General features: G+C 64.2%; 12 protein-coding genes and 1 pseudogene. 10 read left to right on the forward strand and 3 right to left on the reverse strand.

Annotated elements, in window-relative coordinates; all coding sequences use genetic code 11:
- Positions 1-42: 42 nt before the first annotated feature.
- The 6 genes from HPS01S_RS21135 (at position 43) to HPS01S_RS21160 (ending at position 6,543) form a co-directional block, all read left to right on the forward strand.
- Positions 43-1,017, forward strand: coding sequence for a Bug family tripartite tricarboxylate transporter substrate binding protein (locus tag HPS01S_RS21135; protein ID WP_084397640.1), 975 nt, complete (start codon positions 43-45; stop codon positions 1,015-1,017).
- 44 nt (positions 1,018-1,061) lie between these two features.
- The gene (locus tag HPS01S_RS21140) at positions 1,062-2,126 is read left to right on the forward strand and encodes an isocitrate/isopropylmalate dehydrogenase family protein (RefSeq protein ID WP_066161077.1); all 1,065 of its coding nucleotides are present in this window, start codon (positions 1,062-1,064) and stop codon (positions 2,124-2,126) included.
- 11 nt (positions 2,127-2,137) lie between these two features.
- Positions 2,138-3,538, forward strand: a complete 1,401-nt coding sequence (locus tag HPS01S_RS21145) for an aldehyde dehydrogenase family protein (protein WP_066161080.1) — start codon at positions 2,138-2,140, stop codon at positions 3,536-3,538.
- 38 nt (positions 3,539-3,576) lie between these two features.
- Positions 3,577-4,467: a GntR family transcriptional regulator gene (locus HPS01S_RS21150; RefSeq protein WP_255284276.1), complete on the forward strand. Its 891-nt coding sequence runs from the start codon at positions 3,577-3,579 to the stop codon at positions 4,465-4,467.
- Positions 4,468-4,879: 412 nt separating this feature from the next.
- Positions 4,880-5,203, forward strand: coding sequence for a helix-turn-helix domain-containing protein (locus HPS01S_RS21155; RefSeq protein ID WP_066161087.1), 324 nt, complete (start codon positions 4,880-4,882; stop codon positions 5,201-5,203).
- Entirely contained in the window at positions 5,200-6,543 is a 1,344-nt protein-coding gene (locus HPS01S_RS21160) for a HipA domain-containing protein (protein ID WP_066161089.1), read from the forward strand. Before HPS01S_RS21155 ends, HPS01S_RS21160 begins: the two co-directional genes overlap by 4 nt.
- A gap of 648 nt (positions 6,544-7,191) precedes the next feature.
- On the opposite strand, the gene HPS01S_RS21915 is transcribed toward HPS01S_RS21160, so the two are convergent.
- A complete protein-coding gene (locus HPS01S_RS21915) occupies positions 7,192-7,467 on the reverse strand; it encodes a hypothetical protein (protein WP_157576532.1) in 276 nt (91 codons plus the stop codon).
- A 523-nt stretch (positions 7,468-7,990) separates the two neighbouring features.
- Here HPS01S_RS21915 and HPS01S_RS21170 point away from each other — a divergent pair.
- From HPS01S_RS21170 to HPS01S_RS21185, 3 genes are all read left to right on the forward strand, one after another.
- Entirely contained in the window at positions 7,991-8,629 is a 639-nt protein-coding gene (locus HPS01S_RS21170) for an NUDIX hydrolase (RefSeq protein WP_066161109.1), read from the forward strand.
- Between the two features lie 87 nt (positions 8,630-8,716).
- Entirely contained in the window at positions 8,717-8,965 is a 249-nt protein-coding gene (locus tag HPS01S_RS21175) for a hypothetical protein (RefSeq protein WP_066161095.1), read from the forward strand.
- Positions 8,966-9,312: 347 nt separating this feature from the next.
- Positions 9,313-10,341 carry a hypothetical protein gene (locus HPS01S_RS21185; RefSeq protein ID WP_066161101.1) on the forward strand — a complete coding sequence of 343 codons (1,029 nt, stop codon included), beginning with the start codon at positions 9,313-9,315 and terminating at the stop codon, positions 10,339-10,341.
- A 62-nt stretch (positions 10,342-10,403) separates the two neighbouring features.
- Here the strand turns inward: HPS01S_RS21185 and HPS01S_RS21190 are convergent, their stop codons facing one another.
- Together HPS01S_RS21190 and HPS01S_RS21195 are read right to left on the reverse strand one after the other, a co-directional pair.
- On the reverse strand, positions 10,404-10,631 hold the full coding sequence (locus HPS01S_RS21190) for a hypothetical protein (RefSeq protein WP_066161103.1): 228 nt from the start codon (positions 10,629-10,631) through the stop codon (positions 10,404-10,406).
- A gap of 123 nt (positions 10,632-10,754) precedes the next feature.
- Positions 10,755-11,694, reverse strand: a pseudogene (locus HPS01S_RS21195) (IS5 family transposase).
- On the opposite strand from HPS01S_RS21195, the gene HPS01S_RS22495 reads away from it, so the two are divergent.
- Positions 11,681-11,971, forward strand: a complete 291-nt coding sequence (locus tag HPS01S_RS22495) for a hypothetical protein (RefSeq protein ID WP_169803964.1) — start codon at positions 11,681-11,683, stop codon at positions 11,969-11,971. The pseudogene HPS01S_RS21195 and the gene HPS01S_RS22495 overlap by 14 nt on opposite strands.
- Positions 11,972-11,982: the final 11 nt, after the last annotated feature.

Consider the following 11,982-nt stretch of genomic DNA (forward strand, 5'->3'; position numbering starts at 1 on the left):
AAGAAATAAATCCGCCCATCCACCCGTTTCCCGGAGACATCCATGAACCGCCGTTCCTTTGCCTTTGCTGCCGTGGCGCTGGCCTGTGCCACCGCCGCCCCTGGCCTCGCGCTGGCCCAGGCCTACCCGAACAAGCCCATCACCGTCATCGTGCCCTTCGCCCCCGGCGGCGGCAGCGACAACGTGGCCCGCATGATCACGACGAAGTTGACCGAGCGCACTGGCAAGACCTTCGTCATCGAGAACCGTGGTGGTGGTGGCACCAACATCGGCAACGAGGCAGCCGCCAAGGCCAAGCCCGACGGCTACACCATCCTGCTGGGCCAGTTCACCCTGCCGGTCAATCCTTTCCTCTATCCCAACCTGCGCTACGACGCGGGCAAGGACTTCGCGCCCGTGGTCCACATCGCGAACGCGCCCACCGTGCTCATCGTGCCGGCCACCTCGACGGTGAAGGACGTGCCCGGCCTGATCGCCATGGCCAAGGCCAAGCCGGGTCAGCTCAATTTCGGCTCGGGTGGTTCGGGCACCTCGGTGCACCTGGCTGCCGAGCTGTTCAAGCAGCAGACCAAAACCTTCATGCTGCACATCCCCTACAAGGGCAGTGCGCCGGCCATGACCGACCTGATCGGAAGCCGCGTGGACCTGATGTTCGATACCGCCACCTCTGCGCTGGGCCACATCAAGGGTGGGCGTGTGCGTGCCATCGGTGTGGCGTCGACCAAGCGCCTGAACGATCTGCCCGATGTGCCAACCTTTGCCGAACAGGGGCTGAAGGACTTTGACGTGCCGGCATGGTACGGCTTCGTCGCGCCGGTGGGCACACCCACCGAAGCGGTGCAGTGGCTCAACACCGAAGTCAACGCCGTGCTCAAGGACCCGTCCGTGATCGCCAAGCTCGACGACATCGGTGCTCTGCCGGTGGGTGGTACGCCGGCCCAGATGGGCAGCTTTATTCAGGCGCAGTCGGCGCGCTGGGGCAAGGTCATCAAGGACGCCAGCATCAAGCTCGAATGATCCGTTTCAACCCGAATTTCCAACTCTCCCAACGAAAGAACACCATGAAACTCTTGGTCCTCCCCGGCGATGGCATCGGCCCTGAAATCGTCAGCGAAGCGGTCAATGTCCTCAAGGCTGCCGATGCCAAGTTCGGCCTCGGCCTGAGCTACGACTACGAAGACATCGGCTTCGTCTCGCTCGAAAAACACGGCACCACGCTGCGCGAAGAAGTCCTGACCAAGGCGCGCAGCTACGACGGCATCGTTCTGGGCACGCAGTCGCACGCCGACTACCCGGCGCCTGAAAAGGGTGGCCGCAACATCTCGGCCGCGGTGCGCGTGCAGCTGGACCTGTACGCCAACGTGCGCCCGGCGCGCACCCGCAGCTTCCTGCCGTCGAACATGAAGGCCGGCAAGAGCATGGACTTGGTCATCATGCGCGAGGCCACCGAAGGCTTCTATGTGGACCGCAACATGGCGCGCGGCTGGGGCGAGATGATGCCCACGCCCGACATCGCCCTGGCGGTGCGCAAGATCACGCGCCACGCCAGCGAGCGCATCGCGCGCCGCGCGTTCGAGCTGGCGATGAAGCGCCGCAAGAAGGTGACCGCCATCCACAAGGCCAACAGCTTCCACATGAGCGACGGCCTGTTCCTGGAATGCGTTCGCAACGTCGCCAAGGACTTCCCGGAAGTCGAAGTCAACGACCTGCTGGTCGACGCGTCCACTGCGTGGCTGGTGAAGAACCCCGAGCGCTTTGACGTGCTGGTGGCCGAGAACTTCTACGGCGACATCCTGTCCGACCTGGCCTCCGAACTCTCGGGCAGCCTGGGTCTGGCCGGTTCCATGATGGCCGGCGACAGCCTGTGCTGCGCCCAGGCGCAACACGGCTCGGCGCCCGACATCCAGGGCCAGGACAAGGCCAACCCGGTGTCCATGATCCTGTCGGTCGCGATGCTGCTGCAGTGGCTGGGCGAGCGCCACCAGAACACGGCGTTCACCAACGCCGCCGCCGCCATCGAACGCGCGGTGGACCAGGTGCTGGAGAACCCCGCCACCCGCACCGCCGACCTCGGCGGCACGCTGGGCTGCAAGGCTTTCGGCGCCGAAGTCGTGCGCGCGCTCTGAGGGATGTCCGCATGACCGCCACCATCACCACCATCAACCCGGCCACCGGTGCGCCGCTGCAGACCTACACGGCTTTCAGTGACGCGCAGATCGAACAGGCCGTCGCCCAGGGCCACGCCGCCGCGCTGGCCTGGGGCCGCGAGCCGCTGGCCCACCGTGTGCAGGCGGTGAGGAATCTCGCGGCCGAACTGCGCCGCCAGAAGGACGCTTTCGCGCAGCTCATCACCGCCGAGATGGGCAAGCCGCTGGCCGAAGCCGCCGGCGAGCTGGAGAAATCCGCCGTCACCGCCCTGTACTACGCCGACCATGCGCCGCGCCTGCTGGCCGACGAGGCGGTGGCGATCGACGGCGCGAACCCGCCGGTCGAGGCGTGGATCAGCTACGAGCCGATCGGTCTGGTGCTGGCCGTCATGCCCTGGAACTTCCCGGTCTGGCAGGTGATGCGCTTTGCCATCCCCTCGCTGGTCGCGGGCAATGGCGTGCTGCTCAAACACTCGCCCAACGTGACCGGCTGTGCGCTCGCGCTGCAGCAACTGGTGCAGGACGCGGGCCTGCCGCCGCACCTGCTGACCACGCTGGTAGTGGACGAGCCGTCGGTACCGGCTGTGACCGAACGCCTGGTCGCCGACGACCGCATTGCGGCCGTCACGCTGACCGGCTCCAACCGCGCCGGTGCGGCCGTGGGCGCGGCGGCGGGGCGGGCGTCCAAGAAGTCGGTGCTGGAGCTGGGCGGGTCGGATGCCTTCGTGGTGCTGGACGACGCCAACGTGGAGCTTGCGGCCGCGATGGCGGTCAAGGCCCGCTTCCACAACGGCGGCCAGAGCTGCGTCTGCGCCAAGCGCTTCATCGTCGCGCAGTCGGTGGCCGAGCGTTTCACCGAACTTTTCGTGCAGGGCACGAAGGCACTGAAGGTGGGCGACCCGACCGATGCCGCGACCCAGGTCGGCCCGTTGGCGCGGGGTGATCTGCGCGAGGCGCTGCAGCGCCAGGTGGACCGTTCGGTGGCGGCCGGTGCGCGCCTGCTGGTCGGCGGTGCGGCCTTGCCGGGGGACGGCAGCTACTACGCCCCCACCGTGCTGGACGGCACCGGCCCCGGCATGGCCGTGTTCGACGAAGAGACCTTTGGTCCGGTGGCGGCCATCGCGGTGGCGGCCGACGACGACGAGGTGGTCCGCCTGGCGAACGCCACACCCTTCGGCCTCTCGGTCAGCATCTGGAGTGCGTCGAAGGAACGCGCCGTGGGTGTGGCCAAGCGCCTGACCACCGGCGCGGTGTTCGTGAACGCCATGACGGCGTCGGACGCCCGCGTGCCTTTTGGCGGCACGAAGAAGTCGGGCTATGGACGGGAACTTGCCGCAGCCGGTGTGCGCGAGTTCTGCAACACGCGCACGTACTGGACCGTCAAGACCTGAGGAGTGAAGAGATGCACAGCAGCCCGGATAATGGCCCCATGACCCGAGGAATGTCCGAGCTGCTGGCTCAACGCATCGAACGCTGGATCGCCGACGAAGGGCTGGGCAAGGGCACGCCCCTGCCCGAGCGCTCGCTGGCCGAGCGCTTCAAAGTCTCGCGCACGCCGATCCGCGACGCGCTCGCGCGACTGGCGGAGAAGGGCACCATCGCGCCGCGCGAAGAGGGAGGCTATGCGGTGCTGACTCCGCCGGACGCACTGGTGCTCTCCGCCCCTGCCATCGAGATCCGGCACGACCGCGAGGAGAAGGACTACCTGCGCATCGCCGAGGACCGGCTGTCGGGTGCACTGCCCGAGCGTGTGACCGAAAACGAGCTGATGCGCCGCTACGGTCTCACCCGTGCCGGCCTGGCGTCGGTTCTGCAGCGCATCATCAACGAGGGCTGGATCGAGCGCCTGCCCGGCAAGGGCTGGCAGTTCCTGCCCGTGCTCAGCACGGGCAGTGCCTACGACCAGGGCTACCGCTTGCGCATCCTGCTCGAACCCGCGGCCATCCTCGAACCGAACTTCCAGCTTGACGAGGTGGGCCTCAGGCGTTGCCGCGACGAGCAGCAGGCGCTGGTGGACGGCGCCGTCGAATGGGCCTCGCCCGCACAGCTGTTCGATGCCAACTCCCATCTGCACGAGGTCATCGCCAAATGCTCGGGCAACGTCTTCATCGTCGACGGTCTGCGCCGCGTCAACCGCTTGAGACGCCTGATGGAATACCGCAAGGACGTGGACCGCTCGGCCTCGGCCCTGCGCTGCAAGGAACACCTGACGCTGATCGACCTGCTACTCAGCGGCCAACGCGAGGCTGCCGCCGACTTCATGCGGCTGCACCTGCGGGATGCGGCGCGCGAGAAGGCTGGGTTACTCAAGAACACCTGATGCGGGTAGGCGTCAATCAGGCGCCTTTTTTTTAAGCAATGGGCCTCATGGCCAGCAGCGACGCGGGTTCGGCCCATCCGTTCACCAGATATCCACAGGCTTCTCCAGCTCCGGTGGGGACAAGCGTCGGGTCGATTGTTCGAATCTGGATGAATGTGCCCTGTAGGCGCTCAGATTTGAGCGCATGCATGCCTTGACCAGGGCAGGACTCCGCACTGGAGCAGGGCGCCATGACGGCCCGCACGCCGCAGTCCGGTTCGGACCGGCCCATCGCGGTTCGTTCAAATTCGAGCGCTTATCCAGCGAGAGCGCTCTGATCTGATCCCTCGCTCGTTGGCAGAAAACCAACAGCCGCCTCTTGCAGGGTGTCGTGACAGTCGAATCAAGGCAGTTCCATCACTGAGGACCTGCCATGAAAAACTCCCTTTCCCCTTCCCATGAACGCGCGCTCAAGCGCCTGGGCTCCAACATCTCACTGGCCCGACGGCGGCGCCACTGGAGCCAGCAGGCGATGGCCGAGCAGATCGGTGCCTCGGTCAGTACTGTGCGGCGTCTGGAGGCGGGCGATGCGGGTGTGGCCATCCAGCACCTGCTGGGCGCGCTGGTTGCCCTCGGGGTGCTTGACCGCTTCAATGCCCTGCTCGACACCGCGCAGGACCCAGTTGGCCTGCTGATGCAGGACGCCGCACTGCCCGAACGCATCCGGGCCCGCCCATCGGTCGAGGCCACCGAATGAGCACCAAAGCCCTGATGCCACCACCGAGCGCTTACGGTCCGCGCAGGGACGAGATCCTCGACATCACCATGGGGAAGTCCGAGCAGCCTTTGGGCGTGCTGCACCATGTCAAGGACGGCCCCACCGAGTGTTCGCAGTTCCGCTTCGATCGGCGGTGGCTGGGCCGAAAACTGCTCTTCAGCCCGTCACCCGATCTGCGCTGCCACCCCCACGGCCAGTGGAGAGCCCGTCCCCTGAGTCAGGGACGCCCCTTCTTTGCGGCCTTGGCGGACACACAACCCGACGGGTTTGCACAAGCCATCCTGGAACGATCCCTGGGTGAGGCCACCCTCACCACCCATCCCCTCGCAGGTCTGGAGTCCCGCGCCTTGGTGTCCCTCTGCGCGACCCACGACCTCTGCCGGCTCGGCGCACTGCGGATCAGGCCCAGGAACCCGGCACTGACCGTGTCCGGCAGGCGCTTCGACCTGCCGTTCACCGCAGACCTGGACACCATGGCCAGGGCCGCAGCGGCCTTTGAGCGAGGGGAAGCCGACGAGCGCCAGACCCGGCTCCTGCTCTTCAGTGCCACCGCCCTGGGCGGTTCCCGTCCCAAGGTCTGCTTTGTTCAGGACGCACAGAAGCAGGACGGAGGAACCCTCGCGGTGGCCCGGCTGCCCAGCGTGTTCGATCGTTATCCGGTGGCCAAAGCGGAAATGCTCCTCGGACAGCTGGCCCGGGAAGTGGGTATCCGGGTGGTGGACATGGCGCTGAAGAACCTGTGCGAGGGATCGGTGCTGATCACCCAGCGATTGGATCGGGACATGGATGGCGGTCGAAAGCCCTACCTGTCCGCCCGAAGCCTGTTGCTCGCGGAAGAGGGCGAAGAACCGGACTGGCTCGATCTGCTGGCGGTCATGAGGACATGCAGCAAAGTTTTTGGGGCAGACGCCCGCCAGCTGTGGCTGCGCCTGGTGTTCATGCGGCTGATCAACGCCCGTGTGTCGCTGGGAAGGTTCGGCTTCGTGTACCGGTCCCTTGCTTGCTGGGAGCTGGCACCCGCCACCGCACTGCGGCCCGCCATGGAGTCCGAACGCCAACAGGCCACGTCCCGCCTCCAGTGGCAGGGCCCGCGATGGGATTTGGATCAGCTGCTCAGGCAATCGGTGGCATTCGGGATACCTCAGTACGAGGCACGCACGCTGCTCAGGAGGATGGTCGAGGTCATCGGCCGGTGGAAGGTGAAGGCCGAGCAGTATCCGGTGCGCATGACGAACACCGACATCGCATCACTTGAAGCTGCCATGGAGAACGCGCAGCTTCGGAAGGCCCGGGAGTTGGTGGGCGGCCGGCGGCCATGAGCTCCAAGCCGAAGGAGGCCGGGCCTGGCAGGTCGGGCAGGAGGGTGGGGGCTTGCAGGGTCCGAAGGCGGAATCCCTTTTTCGCGCGCGCGGGCGTGCGCGCGTATTTATTCTTTAATGGGTGACCGGCCAAATGAACCCAGCGCTCACCAGAAATTTCTGAGCAAGAGAAAGAGCGGCCAAAACGACTGCAGGCGCGATACAGGTTCGCTGCGGACTGCGTCCACCGCCAGTAAGACAAGGCTCCCACGCAAGTGGGGGCCTTTTGTCTTTCTGAGGCCAGTGTTTTCGCGGGTCTACGGCTGGTGGACGATTCTCGGTGGTTTCTCTGGCAACGGCTTTTCTGGCTTCCACGGCGAGCCATTCTCAAACCAGAGTTTTCGGCGGTGAGGCTTTTATTCAAGCTGCACGCCAACTCAATCAGCGCAGGCCTTTGATCAGCATGTTGCCTATTGATCTCCCCAGGCCTTCAGAGATGCGTGGCGAATAGCTGTGTTGGGGTGGGGCAGGGTAGGCCGCACCTGGCTGGAAGAAGGCGGTAGGCGAGGTCGCGCCGACCGACCGCAACCGCTGCACAACGGACTTTCACGTTCCTCGTTCAAGGGGCGACACCTCCTGGGCTCTTGGAGTCCTCCAGCCCTCAAACCTTCAGCTCATCCCCAGCACCTTGCGCTGCTCCGCCCAGTCCAGCGGCAAGGGCAGGGCCTGCATCAACCGAGTAGGTGTCACGTCCACAGGGTGCTGGTCAACCTCAGCGCTTGGAGCGGGTACGGCCTTGGTCTTCTTGACCGCAGGCTTGGAGGAGGGTGACGCCTTGGCGCGTGAAGCGGAAGCCGCACGGGGCGACTTGGCTGCGGCGGACTTCGCAGGGGACTTGGAAGAGGGGGTGGAAGAGGGACGGAAGGTAGAGGGTTTGCGTTTCATCGAGGACCCCGGTGCCAACAGCGGCACGGAGCGAGTAACGCTCTGTCTTCACCCCGGATCAACTGATGCAGCGCAGTAGCCGTGGTGTGGGGTCGTGATTCACATCATGTGCTTGCCTGGAGGCCGACTCTGTTGCATGTGATGCAAGCCGCTCAGGCTGCGGAAGAACTATGAGCCCAGGACGAAGCCGAATACGCTGAACCTGCCGTGGAGCGCCATTGATCGATGGAGGTGAACTCCAGCTTGCACCTCACGCAGCGGTAGGCCCCGCTGGGCATCATGGCGCCATTGGCATCGCGCGCGATCACAGGTCTGTAGGCGGTGGCGCCGCAACGGCGGCAGGCATTCGCAGGCTTGTTGTCCATGAGCGCATTGTGCTGGTCTGGGCATGCGCGGAAACAACAAAAGAGGGGATCGTTTGCGCGGATGCACACCAATTGAGCGCCATGCGTGACAGATTGCACCGTCCTTGTCGCTGCCGTTGACTTCAATCGCTTGAAGGGCGAATGATTCGGATGTGATCATGAAACACCTTCATCTCCGCAAAAACGACGCTGGACAACCGGTCGAGCTCAAGCAGCCCAGCCAGGCCAGCAGCATGGCGAGCTGGGACGATCCCCGGCAGATGGCGACGGTCGTTCCTGGTGGACCCATACCAGAGAGTCTGAACGGCGTTGGGGTGCCTTCCTGGACCGATGCTCCTACCGATGTCGCTGGTTGGGAAAAGCTCGCGGAACAGCAGCAGGAGCCATTCACCGAACCCGCAATAGCCTCTGTGCCTGGCAAGGCCCCGGCTTCGGGCGTGGTGGTCCTCGAAAGCGATGGACGGGTCTGGGTGGTCTCGCCCAGCAACCAGCACGGCGGCTATGTGAACACCTTCCCCAAAGGCAAGCTGGACCCGGGTCTGGGGCTGCGAGCGAACGCATTGAAGGAAGCATTTGAGGAATCAGGGCTGCAGGTGGAGCTGACTGGCTTCCTGTGCGACTCGGTGCGCAGCACTTCCATCACCCGCTACTACACCGCCAAGCGGGTAGGGGGCCATCCGGGTGACATGGGCTGGGAGACGCAGGCGGTGCATCTGGTGCCCAGGGCTCAACTGGCGAGCGTCGTCACGCACAAGAACGACCAGGGTGTCCTTGAGGCGCTGGCTGCTTTGAGCTGAACACACACGATCAAGGGGTCAGAAGCATGTGGATTTTTTTGCCGAACAGTTTCATCAGCGTGGTCCAGAAGCCCGGGGGACACGGACATGCTCACCGTTCGGGCGCGCATCGAGGGCGACATCGAATCGGTATTCCCCAAGGTCAAGGTCGAAGCCAACAAGGGAACGGACTACAAGTACCGCGCTCGGGTGCCCAGACAGGAAGTGGCGGATGTTCTGCACCACCAGGTGATGAACCTGAACTGGAGCAACTTCAATGGTGCCGTGAAATCCAAGAAGCGGCACGACGCGTACACGAACGTCTGGTCGGCGATGCATGCAGTGCAAGACCACTGAAAGCGACTTCGTCGGCGATCCCGGCGACTGCGATGTGTGCGGCAGGCCGCTGAGGGATGAGGGGTTCTTCTGCGACGCGCAGATGCCAGCCCATGGCGGCCGGTGGGGCGTGCTTTGCAAGACCTGCACGGTGAGCGAAGGCATCCGACCAGACTGGGGCAGGGCGCAGTACTACGTGCGAGAAGCAACCGGTTTGAGCGGTGCAACCGCCCAGTCCGGGCTGGCTGAGCTGAAGTGGCGCTGCATGGCGGGGAAGCCTCCGACAGACACTTCCTGATTGTCTTGACTTGTGTTTTGTCGTCGGCACACTGTGCCGCCGCACGCACCTCACATCCAAACGAAAAGCCATGCACGACAACTGGTTCAGCCGCCTGACCGGCTTCAACGAAGACTCCTATGCCACAACACAGGCGCAGTTGGAGGTTCAAGGAAATGAGTTGCGCTCCAAGGTCAATGGTCGCGGCTACGGCGTCGGCCAGTTTGAAATGGTCTCGCTCGCCGATCTGCGGCTTCGGGTGGGGCAAAACAAGGGAACCTCGGCACCCACCAGAGTGAGCATCGTCACGGGTGATGTGAGGCAGATGCACCAGCGGCCGGAATACGCAGGCGCGCTGTTCCAAGTGGCGAGCCAGTTCAATGCGCTGGAGATGGTGGGCCCCAGTGTGACCCCTGAGGACGGCGTGACCCGCTATGAGCACGACCGCACGCAAGGGCCAGCTTGCGCCATGGCCGCAGGGGCGGCCACGATCTACCGCAACTACTTCGTGCCGGTGGGCGGCCAGACCGGGCAGAGCGCAGAGCAGCAGCTCGACGGGTTGGCGGACCTTGGCGCCGAGCTGGGCCGCGCGCTGGGGTGTTCCGTTTCAGACCTCTGGAGCATGCGCAACGGCTATTCCCTGGCCAGCCGAACGGGACTGGACATGATCACATCGCACCTGCAAGCGATCGGGGAGACAGCGCGCACCGAACTGGCGGGGCTGCTGAGGATTGGCCTGCACCGCAACGTCGAGGTGACGGAGGGTCCGTCCTCACCAGGGCAACTGGTCAGCCAGGCGTTCTGCTCGGCGCTTCCCGTGGCCTACGGTCGGGTGGCACAGCCGCACTGGCAAGCATTCGCACAACTGGTGCTGGATGCGGCCTACGAAGCGACTTTGTGGGCTGCCGTGCTCAACAGCCGGCAGGGTGGATCAAACACCGTGTTGCTGACCCTGCTGGGTGGTGGCGTGTTCGGCAACGCACCAGGGTGGATTCATACCGCTATCAAGCGCGCGCTGGAGATGACGCAGGGCCATGGTCTGGATGTGCGGCTGGTGAGCTACGGGACGCCTTCGGCGCAGATGAGGGCGCTTGTGAACATCGAACTGGCTCGGCGGTAGTTCTGGTGGGATCGGTTTTTTGGGGAACGTCGCACCGATCCCAACATGTACCTCTGAACTGCTCAGGAGATCGAGGGGACTTCAATGTGGCTCAAGGTGGACCTGGGCAACAGGTTTTGCATGTATTGCTCGACCAGATTGAAGGTCAATGCGGCATGCACGTCCATGCCGGGAATCTCCAGCTGACCCGCACCTTCCCTCCAGCACCAGCCCTGAGGCTTGCGCTGGTCGGAATCCAGGGGGAAAGCGGTAGCCAGCGCGTTCAGATCTAGTTTAAGGAAGGTCTGCACAACACCCGCCGTGACGTGAGTTGATGCACTTGATTTCGGATGGCGGCGATTTCAGCATTGCGAGGTCCGTTTCAAGGCCGATTTCGCCCCGATTCGCGGCCCTCGGGCCGCCTGCAGACGCACTCATCCCCGCATCTGCTGCAGCAACGTGCGCCGCACCATCCACAAGTTGGACAGCGCAAACAGCGTGTACAACTGCGCCGTGTTCTTGGCCAGCCCGAGGTAACGCCCCTTCACGTGCCCGGACTGTCGCTTGATCACCCGGAACGGGTGTTCGACCTTGGCCTGGATGCGCGCCTTGACCTGCTCCAACTGATCCATGATCGCGCCCATCGGCGTGCTCTTGTCCAGTGCCTTGCGCTTGCCCGGTCGCATGGTCACGTGCCAGTGGGCGTTGATGTCCTGCGTTTCATTGCGCTTGCCCACGCCCTGGTAGCCCGCGTCGGCAAAGACATCGGTTTCCTCTCCGTGCACCGTGCATGCGCCTGCGTCACGTCATTGACTTTGGCCGCCGTGCCCACCACTGTGTGCATCAGTCCCGAATCCGCATCGACACCACAATGTGAGCCTTCATCCCGAAGTGCCACTGGTTGCCCTTCTTGGTCCGGTGCATCTCAGGGTCGCGTTCGCCGCTGCTGTTCTTGGTCGAACTCGGTGCGGCGATCAGCGTGTCATCGACCATCGTGCCGCCCTTCAAGAGCAGGCCCTTGTCCGCCAGTGTGGCGTTGACGGTCGCCAGGATCTGCAAGCTCAGGTTGTGGGCTTCAAGCAGGTGGCGGAACCGAAGAATCGTGCTCTCGTCGGGCAGGTTGTGTTCACCGGTATCCAGGCCCGCAAACTCACGGAACAGCGCCATGTCGTACAGCGCCTCTTCCATAGCCGGGTCCGAGAGGTTGAACCACTGTTGGACGAAGTGGATGCGCAGCATGGTCTTGACGGCAAACAGCGGGCGTCCGCCCTTGGCGCCCGGTGCAGGCGCATGTGGCGAGATCAAGGACACCAGCGCAGCCCAGGGCACCACCAGGTTCATCTCGTCTAGGAACTCGCGCTTGCGCGTCCTCAAGGCCCAAGCGCTCGAATCCGTTCTCGCCCAGGCTCAGTTGCTTCATGCCGTCAATGTCTCACATCGGGCCATGGGCGCCGGGGCTTTGCAGACCTTACTTAAACGTGTGCAGCGTCATGTGGATACCGCGATTAGCCGGCTTGGCACGGATGCTCGGTGCATCCACGCGCAGCGGATGGTGGGCACAGCTCGAGGAATGGCCCGTTGCCTTGACAGTGCCTCTTTCATTTTTTTTACACAAGCTCAAAAACTGGTGTATACTGCAAGGCTTCGCTGATCGCAGCAAGG

Origin of the sequence: Hydrogenophaga pseudoflava NBRC 102511 (genome assembly GCF_001592285.1) — a bacterium.
Taxonomy (GTDB): domain Bacteria; phylum Pseudomonadota; class Gammaproteobacteria; order Burkholderiales; family Burkholderiaceae_C; genus Hydrogenophaga; species Hydrogenophaga pseudoflava.

Coding starts and splice junctions, on each gene's coding strand:
- HPS01S_RS21135 (WP_084397640.1), top strand. CDS start 43: ATGAACCGCCGTTCCTTTGCCTTTGCTGCCGTGGCGCTGGCCTGTGCC.
- HPS01S_RS21140 (WP_066161077.1), top strand. CDS start 1,062: ATGAAACTCTTGGTCCTCCCCGGCGATGGCATCGGCCCTGAAATCGTC.
- HPS01S_RS21145 (WP_066161080.1), top strand. CDS start 2,138: ATGACCGCCACCATCACCACCATCAACCCGGCCACCGGTGCGCCGCTG.
- HPS01S_RS21150 (WP_255284276.1), top strand. CDS start 3,577: ATGACCCGAGGAATGTCCGAGCTGCTGGCTCAACGCATCGAACGCTGG.
- HPS01S_RS21155 (WP_066161087.1), top strand. CDS start 4,880: ATGAAAAACTCCCTTTCCCCTTCCCATGAACGCGCGCTCAAGCGCCTG.
- HPS01S_RS21160 (WP_066161089.1), top strand. CDS start 5,200: ATGAGCACCAAAGCCCTGATGCCACCACCGAGCGCTTACGGTCCGCGC.
- HPS01S_RS21915 (WP_157576532.1), bottom strand. CDS start 7,467: ATGAAACGCAAACCCTCTACCTTCCGTCCCTCTTCCACCCCCTCTTCC.
- HPS01S_RS21170 (WP_066161109.1), top strand. CDS start 7,991: ATGAAACACCTTCATCTCCGCAAAAACGACGCTGGACAACCGGTCGAG.
- HPS01S_RS21175 (WP_066161095.1), top strand. CDS start 8,717: ATGCTCACCGTTCGGGCGCGCATCGAGGGCGACATCGAATCGGTATTC.
- HPS01S_RS21185 (WP_066161101.1), top strand. CDS start 9,313: ATGCACGACAACTGGTTCAGCCGCCTGACCGGCTTCAACGAAGACTCC.